Origin of the sequence: Pseudomonas sp. 382 (assembly GCF_002759075.1) — a bacterium.
Classification (GTDB): Bacteria; Pseudomonadota; Gammaproteobacteria; order Pseudomonadales; family Pseudomonadaceae; genus Aquipseudomonas; species Aquipseudomonas vlassakiae.
Genome location: NZ_PEMX01000003.1, coordinates 158525 through 174812 on the forward strand (window position 1 = coordinate 158525; position 16288 = coordinate 174812).

Annotated in this window: 12 protein-coding genes; 8 read left to right on the forward strand and 4 right to left on the reverse strand. The window is 65.6% G+C overall.

The features are described 5' to 3' along the window. Window position 1: 1 nt before the first annotated feature. The 3 genes from CQW31_RS05620 to CQW31_RS05630 are packed head-to-tail and all read left to right on the forward strand — an operon-like array spanning window position 2 to window position 3681. Window positions 2-1735, forward strand: a complete 1734-nt coding sequence (locus tag CQW31_RS05620; protein ID WP_099814008.1) for an ABC transporter ATP-binding protein — start codon at window positions 2-4, stop codon at window positions 1733-1735. Continuing rightward, window positions 1725-2396 (forward strand): S8 family serine peptidase, encoded by a 672-nt coding sequence (locus CQW31_RS05625; protein WP_099814009.1) that lies wholly within the window; start codon window positions 1725-1727, stop codon window positions 2394-2396. The genes CQW31_RS05620 and CQW31_RS05625 overlap by 11 nt, the downstream gene beginning before the upstream one ends. Next, window positions 2389-3681: an NAD(P)/FAD-dependent oxidoreductase gene (locus CQW31_RS05630; RefSeq protein WP_099814010.1), complete on the forward strand. Its 1293-nt coding sequence runs from the start codon at window positions 2389-2391 to the stop codon at window positions 3679-3681. The genes CQW31_RS05625 and CQW31_RS05630 overlap by 8 nt, the downstream gene beginning before the upstream one ends. A gap of 120 nt (window positions 3682-3801) precedes the next feature. Here CQW31_RS05630 and CQW31_RS05635 read toward each other — a convergent pair whose 3' ends face one another. Continuing rightward, window positions 3802-5295 (reverse strand): aldehyde dehydrogenase, encoded by a 1494-nt coding sequence (locus CQW31_RS05635; protein WP_099814011.1) that lies wholly within the window; start codon window positions 5293-5295, stop codon window positions 3802-3804. Between the two features lie 493 nt (window positions 5296-5788). Between CQW31_RS05635 and peaA the strand changes: the two genes are divergently transcribed. From peaA to peaD, 4 genes are read left to right on the forward strand one after another with little or no spacing between them, the layout of a single operon-like run. Next, window positions 5789-7357 carry a quinohemoprotein amine dehydrogenase subunit alpha gene (gene peaA, locus CQW31_RS05645; protein WP_099814012.1) on the forward strand — a complete coding sequence of 523 codons (1569 nt, stop codon included), beginning with the start codon at window positions 5789-5791 and terminating at the stop codon, window positions 7355-7357. A 49-nt stretch (window positions 7358-7406) separates the two neighbouring features. Next, window positions 7407-8837, forward strand: a complete 1431-nt coding sequence (peaB, locus tag CQW31_RS05650; RefSeq protein ID WP_099814013.1) for a quinohemoprotein amine dehydrogenase maturation protein — start codon at window positions 7407-7409, stop codon at window positions 8835-8837. 1 nt (window position 8838) lies between these two features. Continuing rightward, entirely contained in the window at window positions 8839-9162 is a 324-nt protein-coding gene (gene qhpC / locus CQW31_RS05655) for a quinohemoprotein amine dehydrogenase subunit gamma (protein ID WP_054885454.1), read from the forward strand. A gap of 31 nt (window positions 9163-9193) precedes the next feature. Next, entirely contained in the window at window positions 9194-10315 is a 1122-nt protein-coding gene (gene peaD / locus CQW31_RS05660; RefSeq protein ID WP_099814014.1) for a quinohemoprotein amine dehydrogenase subunit beta, read from the forward strand. Between the two features lie 60 nt (window positions 10316-10375). Here the strand turns inward: peaD and mobA are convergent, their stop codons facing one another. From mobA to CQW31_RS05675, 3 genes are read right to left on the reverse strand one after another with little or no spacing between them, the layout of a single operon-like run. Next, window positions 10376-10951 (reverse strand): molybdenum cofactor guanylyltransferase MobA, encoded by a 576-nt coding sequence (mobA, locus tag CQW31_RS05665; protein ID WP_099814015.1) that lies wholly within the window; start codon window positions 10949-10951, stop codon window positions 10376-10378. 60 nt (window positions 10952-11011) lie between these two features. Then, window positions 11012-14134, reverse strand: coding sequence for an efflux RND transporter permease subunit (locus CQW31_RS05670; RefSeq protein ID WP_099814016.1), 3123 nt, complete (start codon window positions 14132-14134; stop codon window positions 11012-11014). Between the two features lie 11 nt (window positions 14135-14145). Beyond that, window positions 14146-15315: an efflux RND transporter periplasmic adaptor subunit gene (locus CQW31_RS05675; protein ID WP_099814017.1), complete on the reverse strand. Its 1170-nt coding sequence runs from the start codon at window positions 15313-15315 to the stop codon at window positions 14146-14148. Between the two features lie 270 nt (window positions 15316-15585). On the opposite strand from CQW31_RS05675, the gene CQW31_RS05680 reads away from it, so the two are divergent. Next, on the forward strand, window positions 15586-16287 hold the full coding sequence (locus CQW31_RS05680) for a response regulator transcription factor (protein WP_099814018.1): 702 nt from the start codon (window positions 15586-15588) through the stop codon (window positions 16285-16287). Window position 16288: the final 1 nt, after the last annotated feature.

Sequence of the window (16288 nt, forward strand, 5' to 3'; positions counted from 1 at the left end):
CATGGGCAACCTGTTGCACAGGCTGGTGGAGTCCAGCAACCCGCTACTCATGCGCCAGGCCCTGGCCTGGCTGTATGGTTTCGTCCGCCCCCATCGAAGGGCCATCGGCGTGTTGCTGGGCTTGTCCTTCGGCGCTTCGCTGCTGGCCCTGGTGCAACCCTGGCTGGTCAAGACACTGATCGACGAAGGCCTGCTGGCCAAGGATTACCAGACCCTCTGGCACATGGCGGCGATCATGATTGCCGCCGGGCTGCTGGGCACGGTGCTGGCGGGCGTCAACCGCTACCTGCACACACGCCTGTCGGGGCGCATCCTGTTCGCCCTGCGCGATGACCTGTACCGCCATTTGCAGCAGCTGTCGCCGACCTTCTACGGGCGTCGGCGCACCGGCGACATCCTCTCGCGGCTGGACGGCGATGTGGCCGAGATCCAGCGTTTTGCCGTGGATTCGCTGTTCTCGGCGGTGTCGGCGGTGATTGGCCTGGTGGGGGCGGTGGCGCTGATGCTGATGCTGTCCTGGCAACTGTCGCTGTTGTTGGCACTGCTGATCCCGATCGAAGTCCTGTGGCTGCGCTGGATGCGGCGCAAGGTCGAGCGCGAGGTGCGCAACTTGCGCGAGCGCTCGGCAGATGTGTCGTCGTTCCTGGTCGAGACCCTGCCGGCGATGAAGTTCATCCAGGCGTCCGGCCAGCAGAACCGTGAGGCCGGGCGCCTGGACCAGCTGGGGCAGGGCTACATGCGCCAACTGCTCAAGGTGCAGGTGACCGAGTTCTTCACCCAGGCGATCCCCGGCACCTTGACCTCGTGGTGCCGCGCCTGCGCGTTCCTGGTGGGTGGATGGTGGGTGATCCAGGGCACCTGGCAGCTTGGCGCGCTGATCGCGTTTTCCACCTACATGGGCATGGCGGTCGGCCCGGTGCAGAGCCTGTTGGGCCTGTACGTGGCGGTGCAGCGCATGGCGGTGAGCCTGGGCCGGGTGATGGAGTTGAAGCAGGAAGCGGTGGCCGTGCGCGAGGCCGACTTGCCCAGGCCGATGCCGGAAGGGCCGGGCGAGCTGCGCCTGGAAGGCGTGAGCTTTGCCCATGACGGGCGCCAGGGCGCGGTGCTGGCGCAGGTCGATGCCTGTATTGCCGGTGGCCTGAAAGTCGCCATCAGCGGTGCCTCTGGCGTCGGCAAATCGACCCTGATCGACCTGTTGCAGCGCTTCTATGACCCGGATGACGGGCGCATCCTGCTCGATGGTGCCGACTTGCGCGAACTCGACCTGGCCGCCGTGCGCCAGCGTATCGCCGTGGTCAGCCAGGACATCGTGCTGTTTCGCGGCACCCTGGCGCAGAACCTGGCCTATGGTGCGCCGCAGGCCAGCCGTGCGGAGCTGGAGCGGGTGGTGCGACTGGCCCATCTCGACAGCCTGGTCGAGAGCCTGCCACTGGGTCTGGACGGGCTGCTCGGCGAGCGTGGCCAGCAGCTTTCCGGCGGGCAGAAACAGCGCATCGCCATTGCCCGGGCGGTGCTGCAAGCGCCTTCGATCCTGGTGCTCGACGAGGCCACCTCGGCCGTCGACGAAGCCACCGAGCGCGAAGTGATTGCCGCCATCGACGAACTGTTCGCCGGGCGCACGCGCATCTTGATCAGCCACCGCGCAGCGACCCTGGCCGATGCCGATCTGCACCTGCACCTGCAAGGTGGCCGGATGCACGAATTGCCCCGGGAGACGATCCAGCATGGCCGTTGATGTAAAGGTCGGCGTGATCGACAGCGGTTGTGCGCCAACCCAGGCACTGGTCGCTGCCCGGCGTTTCTGGCTGGACGAGGGCGTGCTCTGCGACGGCGAGTTGCAACCAGACCGGCTCGGCCATGGCAGCGCCGTGCTGGCCAGCCTGCAAGCCGAGGTCGGTGTGCTGCCGCTGTTGCTGGCCCAGGTCTTCAGCGAACGCGGCAGCACCAGCGCTTTACAGGTTGCCGCCGCGTTGTTCTGGCTGGCGGAGCAGGGCGTGACCTTGATCAATCTCAGCCTTGGCTTGCAGCAGGACCGGGCGGTGTTGCGCCAGGCCTGTGCTGAAGTGCAGCGGGCTGGCGTGCTGCTGTGTGCCTCCAGCCCTGCGCAGGGCAGTGCGGTGTACCCGGCGGCGTATCCGGGGGTTATCCGTATCACTGGCGATGCGCGCTGCGCGCCGGGGCAATGGTCGTGGCTCGGCAGTGCCCAGGCCGACTTCGGTGGCCATGTGGGCGAGCGCGGGCGGGCCGGTGCGAGTCTTGGCTGTGCGGCAGTGAGCGGGCGGATTGCGGCACTGTTGCAGCAGCAACCCGGCCTGGGCCGGCAACAGGTCTATGCCTGGCTGCAGGCCCACGCCGCGTTCAGCGGCCCGGAGCGACGAGGTACGGCGGATGCCTGAACCACGCATTCTGGTGCTGGGCGCCGGGCCTGCCGGCGCCGCTGCTGCGCTTGGCCTGCGTCGGCTGGGTTACCCGGTGACGGTGGTCTCCGACTGGCGGCGTTTTGCCGCCGTGGAAGGGGTTTCGCAGCGGGTACTGGAAGGGCTGCGCCACGCTGGCCTGGGAGGCGCGCTGGCCGAGGCAGCGGTCCCGGCAACACGCCAGGTGCGCTGGAATGGCCAGCACCTGCAACCTAATCAGGAATACCTGCTCGACCGCCAGCGCTTCGATCGTGCGTTGCGTGAGGACCTGTTGCGCACAGGGGGGACGTTGGTGGAGGGGCGTGTGCGTGAAGTCGCGCGTGCAGAGGGCTATGAGGTTCGGCTGGATGACGGGCAGCTGCTTCAGGGCGAGTTTCTGGTCGAGGCGCGTGGCCGTCAGGCGCCGTTGGCGGCCGACCGGCTGCGTGGCCCGGAAACGGTCAGCCTGCTCAACCTCTGGCAGTCGGACCCTGGCGCGCCTGCGTCGGCCGTGGAAAGCCTGGACGATGGTTGGGCCTGGATGGCCCGGCTGGCCGACGGGCGATGCTATTGGCAAGTGACCCTGGATGCCGAACGGCTGCCGGGCAAGGCGGCCTTACCTGAATACTGTGCGGCACGACGAAGGGCTTCGGCGCTGGTGGCTGAACTGTTCGATGCGCGAGCGCTGGCGCCTGCCCAAGTGCATGCCCGCAGCAGCACGGCGATCCTCGCCGGCGACTGCGTGGGGGATGACTGGCTGCGGGTGGGCGATGCGGCGATGGCGGTTGACCCACTGTCGGGGAATGGGATTTTCCAGTCGCTGTCATCGGCGTTGCAGGCGCCGGTGGTGATCAACACCTTGCTCCGTCGGCCCGAGCGCGCGGCACTGGCGAAGCAGTTTCATCAGCAGCGGATCGAGCAGCTTTTTCTGCGCTTTGCCCGCATCGGGCGGGATTTCTATGGGCAGGAGCTTGAGCGCGCAGGGCAGCCATTCTGGGAGCACCGTCGAGGCTGGCCGGATGCGCAGCCGTTGCATCTGGCGGCAGACTGGGCGGCGGTGCGGGTGGCGCGGCGGCCGGTGTTGCGGGATGGGCTAGTGGACGAGGCTGAAGTGGTGGTGACTTCGGATCAGCCTTTGGGGATCTGGCATTTGCAGGGGATCGAGTTGGCGCCGGTGGTGGGAGAACTGCTTGCAGGCGTGTCACTCGATGGGGTCTTGAATGGGAGACCTATGGAGCATCAGATATTGCTGCGGCGGTGGTTGGGAGAACAGGGTTTAAGCTGAGATCGTGGGGCCGCTCTGCGGCCCTTTCGCGACACAAGGCCGCTCCTACAAGAGAACGCGGACTCCTGTAGGAGCGGCCTTGTGTCGCGAAAGGGCTGCAAAGCAGCCCCGGCCTGTAAATCAGAGCTTGATCAAAACCGACTTGAGCTCGGTGTAGTGTTCGATGGCCGCAGCGCCCATCTCACGGCCCACGCCGGACATCTTGTACCCCCCAAACGGCAGCGCAGGGTCCAGCGCGCTGTGGCAATTGACCCACACCGACCCCGACTTGATCCGCGGAATCATCCGGTGCACCGCAGCCAGGTCGTTGGACCAGATGCTCGCGCCCAGGCCATAGGGGTTGTCGTTGGCCATGCCGACCACTTCGTCGATGTCGTCGAACGGCATCGCCACCAGCACCGGCCCGAAGATTTCCTCCTGCACCAGGCGATGGCGCTGGTCGACGTCGACAATCACTGTCGGCTTGACGAAGTAGCCCGGGCCAAACCCTTCACCGCCACAGGCGATGGTCGCGCCCAGCTCGCGGCCCAACTCGATGTAGCCAGTCACGCGGTCCTGCTGCTTGGCCGAGATCAACGGCCCCATCTGCACCGCCGGGTCCAGGCCGCTGCCGAGCTTCATGCCGTTGGCGATGCCGGCGATGTCGGCGACCACATTGTCGAAATGCTTGCGGTGCACGTACAGGCGCGAACCGGCGCAGCACACCTGGCCCTGGTTGAAGAAGATCGCCGTGGCGGCGCCGGCGGCGGCCTCCTGCAGGTTGGCGTCGGGCAGGACGATGGTTGGCGACTTGCCGCCGAGCTCCAGGGTGACGCGGGTCATGTTGTCCATGGCCGCCTTGCCGATCAGCTTGCCCACTTCGGTGGAGCCGGTGAAGGTCAGCTTGTCCACGCCTGGGTGGCGGCTCAGCGCGGCGCCGGCGTTGAGGCCGGTGCCGGTGATCACGTTGAACACCCCGGCCGGGTAGCCGGCCTCATCCACCAGTTCGGCCAGCTTCAGTGCAGTCAGCGGGGTTTCGTCGGCCGGCTTGAGCACCACGGTGCAGCCGGTGGCCAGGGCCGGGCCGAGCTTCCAGCAAGCCAGCAACAACGGGAAGTTCCAGGCGACGATGGCGCCGACCACACCCACGGCTTCGCGGCGCACGAAGCCATGGAACTGATCGTTGGGCAGCAACGGCATCGACGCTTCGACGGTGCTACCCTCGATCTTGGTGGCCCAGCCGGCCATGTAGCGCAGGAAGTCGATGGCCAGCTGCACGTCCATGACCTTGGCCACGACGGCGCTCTTGCCGTTGTTCAGGCATTCCAGCTCGGCCAGTTGTTGCGCGTCGCGCTCCATCAGGTCGGCCAGACGCCACAGCAGGTTCTGCCGCTCGCGTGGACGCACACGGCTCCACGCCGAATCGTCGAAAGCCTGGCGCGCCGCGCGCACGGCGCGGTCGACGTCTTCCTGCTCGGCGGCGGGCACTTCACCGAGGATTTCACCGGTGGCCGGGTTGCGGAACGACAGGGTGCGGCCACTGGCGGCGTCCTGCCAGTCGGCACCGATGCGCATCTTCAGCTTGCGTTCGAGGAAGGCGCGGGTGGCGGGCAGGATGGGCAGGTCGGAAAGCATGGGGCTGTGCCTCTTGTCATTGGATGTGACCGGCATAGGCGCAATGGCCGTGCCAAGGTCGGCCGATGGTCGCAAGATGCTGAACTGCCTGGGTTTTGCCGTGGTGCGAGGTTGGGATTGCAGGGCTGCGCTGTTGCACATTGAGACGGTGTGAGACGGTGGTGAAACACTGCCTGTGCCGGCCTCTTCGCGGGCAAGCCCGCTCCCACAGGTACAGCGCTGAACCTGAGCTCTACGCGATTTCTGTGGGAGCGGGCGTGCCCGCGAAGGCCTGCATGGCAGGCCCAGTCTCAGGATGAAACACGTTGTCGCGAAATGGCACGCTCCGGCCACTCGGCCAGCAGGGCCATATAGCTGCATGAAGGAGCTAAAAGCCTGAAATACAACGCCTTTGCAGCACTTGGCACAGTTTCTGTATCACAACCGTCACAAGCACACCTGCTGTACCAAAGCGTGCAAGAACGATAAGAACAACAACCGTGGAGGTCTGACCTTGAAGACGACTCGACTCCGGCGGCATGCGGGCAAACTGGCGCTGGCCGCCGCCGCACTGCTGGGCACCCAGGCTGTGGTGGCGGCCGAGCAGGGCCCGAGCCTGTTGCAGAACACGTGCATGGGGTGCCATATCCCCGAGGGCAACGATACCTACAGCCGCATCAGCCATCAGCGCAAGACGCCGGAAGGCTGGCTGATGAGCATTGCCCGCATGCAGGTGATGCACGGCGTGCAGATCAGCGACGACGATCGCCGCACCCTGGTCAAGTACCTGGCCGACAAGCAGGGCCTGGCGCCGAGCGAGACCGATGGCGTGCGCTACGCCATGGAGCGCCGGCTCAACACCGTCGAGCACTTCGATACTCAGCTCAGCGAAACCTGCGGGCGCTGCCACTCCGGTGCCCGTGTCGCGCTGCAGCGGCGCCCGGCGCAGGAATGGGAGCACCTGGTCAACTTCCACCTTGGCCAATGGCCGTCCCTCGAATACCAGGCCCAGGCGCGTGACCGCGACTGGCTGGAGATCGCCCTCAAACAGGTGGTACCCGACCTGGCCAGGCGCTTCCCGCTGGAGAGCCCGGCCTGGGCTGAATGGCAGAAGGCCAGGCCTGCCGCAGACGCGCTGGCGGGGCAGTGGGCGTTCAGCGGCCACATGCTGGCCAAGGGCGATGTGCGTGGGGTGATGACTGTGACTGCCGACCAGGGCGATACCTTCAAGGTCGAGGTCAAAGGCAGCTACGCCGACGGCACGCCGTTCAATGGCAGTGGCACGGCGCTGCTCTACAACGGTTATGAATGGCGCGGCAACGTCAAGGTGGGCGACAGCAACCTGCGCCAGGTGTTTGCCGCGCTGGACGGCGAAATGAAAGGCCGCATGTTCGAGGCCGATCACGACGAGCGTGGCCTGGACTTCATCGCCGCCAAAGAGGGCAAGGCGCGCTTGTTGGCGGTCCAGCCTGCGTTCATCAAGGCCGGTGGCGAGAGCGAGATCACCCTGGTCGGCACCGGCCTGGCCGGCAAGCCCGACCTGGGGGCTGGCGTTGAGGTGAGCGAAGTGCTGGAACAGACCCCGACCCTGGTGCGTGTCAAGGCCCGCGCTGCAGCCGATGCCAAGCCCGGCCAGCGCGAGGTGGGCGTGGGTGAAATCAAGGGCGCCAACCTGGCGGTCTATGACAAGGTCGAGGAAGTAAAGGTGGTGCCGGCATTCTCCATCGCCCGTATCGGCGAGAACGGTGCCTCGGTGCCCAAGGTTCAGGGCCGTTTCGAAGCCGAAGCCTGGGGCAAGGATGGCAGTGGCCAGCCGCTGCGCATCGGCTACCTGCCGGCCAGCTGGAAGGTCGAGCCATTCAACGAGCGTGCGGTCGAGGACGAAGATGTCAGGTTCGCCGGGCAGATGCAGGCCGACGGGGTGTTCGTGCCAGGCGGGGCCGGGCCGAACCCGGCGCGCAAGATGATGACCAACAACGCCGGCAACCTGAAGGTCATCGCCACCTTGGCAGACGGCGGCCAGCGTGGTGAAGGCCATATGATCGTCACCGTTCAGCGTTGGAACAACCCGCCGCTGCCGTAAGGGCAGGGTGTAACGGTTTTGCCAACGGATCGATTATCGGGAGGTCGCCATGGGCGCGCTACTGAACCTGGTCGAACGCAACCTGCACGAAGTGCAGGTCGATGCTGACCGCATGCTGTTCCATATCCCCAGCAGTTCGCTGTTCACCGCCGACGCGGTGACCGGTAGCATCATCGACACCCTGCGCCAGCAAGGCTGCTCGGCCGAGGCGTTGATGCAGCGCCTTGGCCAGCAGTTTGCCAGCGACGATATCCAGGACACCTTGCGCGAGCTGATCGCGCTGGAGCTGGTCAGCGACGGCTCGCCGCTGACCCCGGAAATCGCCCTCAAGCAGGTCCAGCGCACGGCGCTGAACACCGTGGTGCTCAACGTCAACACCGGCTGCAACCTCAGCTGCACCTACTGCTACAAGGAAGACCTGGACAAACCGTCCGCGGGCAAGAAGATGAGCACCGCCACCGCCGAAGCCTCGGTGGAGATGCTGCTCAAGGAATCACCCGACGAAGCACGCTACAGCGTGGTGTTCTTCGGCGGCGAGCCGCTGTCCAACCGGCCGCTGATCGAGCACATGGTCGCCTATTGCGAGCGGCGCTTCGCCGAGGCTGGCAAGCAGGTGGAGTTCATCATGACCACCAACGCGACCCTGCTGACCGAAGAGATCATCGACTGGCTCGACGCCCACCGCTTCGGCCTGTCGATCAGCATCGACGGCCCGAAGACCGTGCATGACCGCAACCGCATCACGGTGGGCGGGCAGGGTACCTATGACGTGGTGCGGCGCAAGGCCGACCTGCTGCTGTCGCGCTACACCAGCCGCCCGGTGGGCGCGCGGGTCACGCTGACCCGTGGCATCACCGATGTGGAGACCATCTGGAACCACCTGTTCAACGAGATGGGCTTTGCCGAAGTCGGCTTTGCCCCAGTCACCTCCGGCGACATGGCCGACTTCAACCTAACCGCCGAAGAGCTGGTACAGGTTTTCGCCAACATGAAGGCGCTGGGCCGCACGTACCTGGAAGCAGCGCTGGAGCACCGCAACATCGGCTTCTCCAACCTGCACCAGCTGATCACCGACATCCACGAAGGCCACAAGAAGGCCCTGCCGTGCGGTGCCGGGCTGAAGATGCTGGCCGTGGACCACGAGGGCGAGCTGAACCTGTGCCACCGCTTCACCGGCTCCAGCCTGCCGACCTTTGGCAACGTCCACCAGGGCGTGAAGCAGGCGCAGCTCAACGACTTCCTGTCGCAGCGCCTGGACCGCAGCAACACCGGCTGTGACAGCTGCCGCATCCGCAACCTGTGCTCCGGCGGGTGCTACCACGAGAGCTATGCCCGTTACGGCGACCCGCAGCACCCGACCTACCACTACTGCGAGTTGATGCGCGACTGGGTCGACTTCGGCATCGAAGTCTACAGCCGCATCATGGCCGCCAACCCGGCCTTCATCGACCGCTACATCACCCCGCGGAAGGCGCACTGACATGAAGCACTTGAAGCCCCTGAACAACAAGGCGCGCATCCTCGAGCAGGCCGCCGCCGAAGACCGCGTCGAAGCAGTCATGGCCATGAGCGCGGTGGCCGGTTGCACCGCCACCACCGACCCGGGTTGGGAAGTGGACGCCTTTGGCGGCGTCAGCTCGCTGTGCCAGCCGATGGAGGCCGACCTGTATGGCTGTTCCGACCCTTGCTGGTGGCCGGCCCAGGTGCCGGACATGATGAGCACCTATCAGGACTGGAACGCCCAGGCGAACAACTCCCAGGAAGACTGGCGCAACCTCGGCACCGTGTTCCCGAAAGACAAGTGACCGGCCAACAATAATGACAAGGGGAAACCGCATGAAAGCTGGACGCTGCGCGCAGCTCGCGCTGACCATCGCCGCCACGGCCTGCGCCTGGGCGGTACAGGCCGATGATGCCGGGCCGGCCCTCAAGGCTGGCCAGGAATACCTGATCACCACCAACTACCCGAACAACCTGCACGTCATCGACGTGGCCAGCGACACGCTGTACAAGAGCTGCCAGATGCCCGACAAGTTCGGCCCCGGCAGCGCAGTGATGGCGCCGGACAACCGCACCGCCTACGTGCTCAACAACCACTATGGCGATATCTACGGTATCGACCTGGACACCTGCAAGACCACCTTCCACGCCAACCTGTCCAGCGTGCCGGGTGAAGTCGGCAAGTCGATGTACTCGTTCGCCCTGAGCCCGGATGGCAAAGAGGTGTACGCCACGGTCAACCCGACCCAGCGGTTGAATGATCACTATGTGGTCAAGCCGCCGCGCCTGGAGGTCTACAGCACTGCCGATGGCCTGCAGGCCAAGCCGGTGCGGACCTTCCCGATGCCGCGCCAGGTGTACCTGATGCGCACCGCCGACGATGGCAGCCTGTTCGTCGCCGGGCCGGACATCTACAAGATGGACGTGCAGACCGGCAAATACACCGTGGCGCTGCCGCTGCGCAATTGGAACCGCAAGGGCTACAGCGCCCCTGACGTGCTGTACTTCTGGCCGCACCAGAGCCCGCGCCACGAGTTCTCGATGCTTTACACCATCGCCAGGTTCAAGGACGCCAAGCAGGACCCGAACGAGGCGCAGCCGCTGTATGGCTACCTGAGCATCGACCTCAAGACCGGCAAGGCCCATACCCAGGAATTCGCCGACCTGACCGAACTCTACTTCACCGGCCTGCGTTCGCCGAAGGATCCGAACCAGATCTACGGCGTGCTCAACCGCCTGGCCAAATACGACATCAAGCAGCGCAAGCTGATCAAGGCGGCCGATCTGGAGCACACCTACTACTGCGTGACCTTCGACAAGAAGGGCGACAAGTTGTACCTGGGCGGCACCTTCAATGACCTGGCGGTGTTCGACCCGCAGACACTGGAGAAAGTGAAGAACATCAAGCTGCCGGGCGGGGACATGTCCACCACCACGCCGCAGGTGTTCATCCGCTGAATCGGTGTGAGCCGTTTCGCGGGCCCACCCGCGAAGCGGCCGGCACAGGCAATGACAGGCTCAGCCTTGGAGCAACTCCGGGCTGTTGAAATTGCTCAACCGGCGATCATCCTCGGCACACTCCAGCCCTTGTACCGCCTCCCGCAGCAAGGCCTTCTGCAAACTCCGCTCACCCGCCGCCCAGGCCTGTTCCAGGACCGGCAGCACCCGGCGTGGCAGGACACTGAACATAGGCTGCCAATACCCGCCCTGGCGCACCATCGCGGCGCTGTCGCTGGCCACTGCTGCCTCCAGCAGCGCTGCGATCAATGCCCGGTCAACCAACGGTGCGTCACACGCCAGCAGCACCACCCACTCATGCCGGGCTGCCTTCAGCCCGGCGATCACTCCGGCCAGCGGCCCGGGGAAGTCCGCTTCGGCATCGCCCACCAGTTGGTTGGCATAAGCGGCATACGCCTGCTGGTTGCGGTTACAGGAAATCACCAAGTCATCACTCAGCGGCCGCACGGTCCGGTGGATATGAGCAACCAAAGGCTCGCCGCGCCATTCCAGCAGGCCCTTGTCGCGCCCGCCCATGCGTTGGCCGCGGCCACCGGCGAGAATCAGCACAGAGCAGGGGGGCAGGGTATCAGGCATGAAAAAGGGTTCCGGGCAGTCAATGCCGGAACCCTCTCATTCAACGCCCGGCTTGTCCAGTCAGGCTTCGCTGGCCTGCGTCTGTTCGGCCTTGTTGCGGTCGCGTCCAGCCAGGCGCATCACCACCACGAAGAACACTGGCACGAACACCACTGCCAGGGTGGCGCTGAGCATCCCGCCGATCACCCCGGTACCGATTGCCTGCTGGCTCGCCGAGCTGGCGCCGGTGGCAATGGCCAACGGCACCACACCGAGGATGAACGCCAGCGAGGTCATGACGATCGGCCGCAGGCGCAGGCGGGCGGCCTGCACGGCAGCGTCGGCGGCTTCGACGCCTTGGTCGACCAGGTCTTTGGCGAACTCGATGATGAGGATGGCGTTCTTCGCCGACAGGCCGATCAGGGTGATCAGGCCGACTTTGAAGAACACGTCGTTGGGCATGCCGCGCAGGGTCACCGCCAGCACCGCGCCAAGCACGCCGAGCGGTACCACCAGCAGCACTGCAGTGGGGATCGACCAGCTTTCGTACAGCGCCGCCAGGCACAGGAACACCAGCAGCAACGACAACGCCATCAGCAGCGGCGCCTGGCTGCCGGACAGGCGTTCCTGCAGCGACAGGCCGGTCCACTCCAGGCCGGCGCCGGCCGGCAGCTGGGCGACCAGGCGCTCGATTTCGGCCATGGCCTCACCCGAGCTGTAGCCCGCTGCTGGCTCTCCGGAAATCGCCACCGCCGGGTAGCCGTTGTAGCGGGTCAGTTGCACCGGGCCGCTGACCCACTTGGCCTGGACGAACGCGCCCAGGGGCACCATCTTGCCGCTGTTGTTGCGCACGTGGATCTTCAGCAAGTCTTCCACCTGGCTGCGCTGGTCGCCTTCGGCCTGCACCACCACCCGCTGCATGCGGCCCTGGTTGGGGAAGTCGTTGACGTAGCTGGAGCCCACAGCAACGTCCAGCACCGAGCCGATGGCGGCGAATGAAACGCCCAGGGCGTTGGCCTGGCGGCGGTCGATTTCCAGCTGCACCTGCGGGCTTTCGGCCAGCGAGGACTCGCGCACGTTGGCCAGCAGCTTGCTCTTGTGCGCGCCGGCCAGCAGTTCGTCACGGGCGGCCATCAGCGCCTCATGACCCATGCCGCCGCGGTCCTGCAGGCGCAGTTCAAAGCCGGTCGACTCACCCAGGCCGTCGATCGGTGGTGGCAGCACGGAATAGGCCACGGCGTCCTTCAGCTGGGTGAAGGCCAGGGTGGCCCGGTCGGCGATCGACTGCGCGCTGTCGTCGCCACCGCGCTCGGACCAGTCCTTGAGCGTGGTGAAGGCCAGCGCGGCGTTCTGGCCGCTGCCCGAGAAGCTGAAACCGAGGATCAGCGTGGTGTTGCCGACGCCCGGCTCCTCGGCGTTGTGCGCCTCGATCTGGGCGGCGACCTGCTCGGTGCGCATGCGGCTGGCACCGGGTGGCAGCTGGATGTCGGTGATGGTGTAACCCTGGTCTTCGGTGGGCAGGAACGCCGTAGGCAACTGGCTGAAGCCATATCCCAGCACGGCCAGCAGCACGCCATACAGCAACAGGTAGCGGCCACTGCGCTTCAGCGCTTGCAGCACCCAGCGCTGGTAACCGTTGCTCAGGCTTTCGAAGCGGCGGTTGAACCAACCGAAGAAGCCTTGGCGTTGCTGATGCTCGCCCTTGGCCAGCGGTTTGAGCAGGGTGGCGCACAGGGCCGGGGTCAGGCTCAGGGCGAGGAACGCCGAGAACAGGATCGACACGGCCATTGACAGCGAGAACTGCTGGTAGATCACACCTACCGAACCCTTCATGAAGGCCATCGGCAGGAATACTGCCACCAGCACCAGGGTAATGCCGACGATGGCGCCGCTGATCTGGCCCATGGCCTTGCGTGTGGCCTCGCGAGGCGGCAGGCCTTCCTCGGCCATGATCCGCTCGACGTTCTCCACCACCACGATGGCATCGTCGACCAGGATACCGATGGCCAGCACCATGCCAAACAGGGTCAGTACGTTGACCGAGAAACCCATGGCCAGCATCACGGCGAACGTGCCCATCAGCGCCACGGGTACTACCAGGGTCGGGATCAGCGTGTAGCGCAGGTTCTGCAGGAACAGGAACATCACCGCAAACACCAGCAGCATGGCTTCGAACAGGGTGTTGATGACCTGCTGGATTGACACCTTGACGAACGGCGAGGTGTCGTAGGGGATGTCGTACTTGACGCCTTCGGGGAAGTAGCGCGACAGCTCTTTCATCTTCGCCCGCACCAGGGTGGCGGTTTCCATGGCGTTGGCGCCCGGTGCCAGTTGCACGCTGAAAGCGGTGGCCGGCTTGCCGTTCAGGCGGGTGCCGTACTGGTACTCCTGGGCGCCGATTTCGACCCGGGCGACATCGCCGACGGTGACACTGGAGCCATCCGGGTTGGCGCGCAGGACAATGGCGGCGAATTCCTCCGGCGTGCTCAGCTGGCCGCGGACCACCACGTTGGCGGTGATTTCCTGGGTGCCGCGGGCGGGCAGGTCGCCGATGCTGCCGGGGGCGACCTGGGCGTTCTGCGCGGCAATGGCCTCGGCCACATCGTTGGGGGTGAGGTTGAAACCGATCAGCCTGCGCGGGTCGATCCAGATGCGCATGGCGCGCTCGGAGCCATACAGCTGCGCCTTGCCGACGCCCTTGAGGCGGCGGATTTCGTTCATCACGTTGCGTGCAAGGATGTCCGACAGTGCGGTTTCATCGAGGCTGCCGTCCTCGGAGGTGAGGGTGCCGAGCAGCAGGAAACCGGTGGACACCTTCTCCACCTGCAGGCCTTGCTGGGTGACCTGGCGCGGCAGGCGCGACTCGACCACTTTGAGGCGGTTTTGCACATCGACCTGGGCCAGGTCGGGGTGGGTGCCCGGCTCGAAGGTAGCGGTGATGGTGGCGCTGCCCAGGCTGCTTTGTGACGAGAAGTACAACAGGTTGTCGGCGCCGTTGAGCTCCTGCTCGATCAGGCTGACCACGCTTTCGTCCAGGGTCGCCGCCGAGGCGCCTGGGTACACGGCGTAGATTTCCACCTGCGGCGGCGCCACGTTGGGGTACTGCGCCACCGGCAGCCGGGGAATGGCCAGGGCGCCGGCAAGCAGGATGAACAGCGCGATCACCCAGGCGAAGATCGGGCGGTCGATGAAGAACTGCGGCATGGATCAGGTCCTCACTGGCCGTTGTGCTGGACGATGGACTGAGCCTCGGCGTCGACCTGGACCTGGTCGCCCGCCTTGACGTGTTGCAGGCCTTCGACCACGACCCGTTCGCCGGGCGCCAGGCCCTCGGTGACCCGCCAGCGATCACCTTGGGCTGTACCCAGCACCACCTGGCGTTCGCTGATGCGCGACTGCGCGTCGACCACCAGCACTTTCGGTACCCCGGCACTGTCGCGCAGGATGGCCCGCTGCGGCACGCTCAGGCCCTTGGGCTGCACAGCTTGCTCAAGGCGCACGCGCACGTAGCTGCCCGGCAGCAGGTCGAGGTCCGGGTTGGGGAATTCACTGCGCAGGGTGATCTGGTTGGTGCTCGGGTCGACACTGATGTCGGAGAACAGCAGCTTGCCCGGCAGCGGGTAGGCACTGCCATCGTCCTGGATCAGCGTGGCACGGGCCTGGCCGTCGCCGGCCTGTTGCAGCTCCCCGGCGCGCAGTGCACGGCGCAGGGCGTTGAGTTCGCGGGTCGACTGGGTGACGTCGGCATGGATCGGGTCGAGCTGCTGGATGGTCGCCAGCGGCGTGGTCTCGTTCTGGCCGACCAGGGCACCTTCGGTGACCAGGGCGCGGCCGATGCGCCCGGAAATCGGCGCGGTGACCGTGGCGTAACCCAGGTTCAGGCGGGCGCGCTCCAGCGCAGCCTTGGCTTCGGCAACGGCAGCGTCGGCCTGGAGGAAGGCGGCGCGGGCGTTGTCGTACTCCTGGCGGCTGACCGCCTTGTCGTCGACCAGCTGGCGGTAGCGCTGCTCTTGCAGGCGTGCCTGGTACAGGGTGGCTTCGGCCTTGGCCAGGATGGCGCGGGCGCTGTCGTGGTCGGCTTTGAACGGCGCCGGGTCGATGAGGAACAGCACATCGCCCTGTTTGACGTCGCTGCCTTCGCGATAGACGCGCTTGAGCACCACGCCAGCGACGCGCGCGCGTACTTCGGCAGTACGCGGGGCGAGAATGCGCCCACTCAGCTCGGTGCTGATGGCCAGGGGCTGCAATTGCAGGGTTTCTACCCGTACTTGCGGCGTGGGTTGTTGTAGGTCCTGCTCGGCCGAAGGATCGCAACCGGCCAGGGGCAGTGCAAGAAGCGCCACCAGCGCCAGGGGGCGCAGGTGTGGGGAGAGGGTGATAGGCATGCGGATCTTCCGATAATGACCCCGCATATCCTAAGGCAATCGTTCCTCGGACGGCTGTTAACACCTGTAGGACCTGTGTGAAAAAGTGTTAAGAACAATCCTACCGGTTTGTAGGATTCTATATTCTCCATCAACCTGTGCCGACCTCTTCGCGGGCAAGCCCGCTCCCACAGGGGCCGCGCAAGATCTGAATCCTGTGATGTACCTGTGGGAGCGGGCTTGCCCGCGAAGAGGCCGGTGAAGCTTTCCTCACATTTATTTCCTTCTCATATGCCCAACATTCTCCTGGTCGAAGATGACAGTGCGCTGTCCGAGCTGATCGCCAGCTACCTGCAACGCAACGATTTCCATGTCCGGGTGATAGCCCGTGGCGATCACGTGCTGGACGCGTTCCGGCAAGACCACCCCGACCTGGTGATTCTCGACCTGATGCTCCCCGGTATCGACGGCCTGCAACTGTGCCGCCTGCTGCGCCACGAATCGCAGAGCCTGCCGATCCTGATGCTGACCGCCCGCGACGACAGCCACGACCAGGTGCTGGGCCTGGAGATGGGGGCCGACGATTACGTGACCAAACCTTGTGAGCCCCGGGTGCTGTTGGCCCGTGTACGCACCTTGCTGCGCCGCAGCAGCGTCAACGAGCCGCGCCTGGACAACCACCAGATCGTCATCGGTGGCCTGCGTATCGACCTCGCCGAGCGCCAGGTCAGTTGGCGTGGCGAAGAGGTGGAGCTGTCCAGCGGCGAATACAACCTGCTGGTGGTGCTGGCGCGCAATGCCGGTGTGGTACTCAGCCGCGACCGCATTCTCCAGCAACTGCGCGGCATCGAATTCAACGGTACCGACCGTTCGGTGGACGTGGCCATTTCCAAGCTGCGCCGCAAGTTCGACGACAATGCCGGCGAGGCCCGCAAGATCAAGACCGTGTGGGGCAAGGGTTACCTGTTCAGCCGTGTCGAGTGGGAGTGCTGAC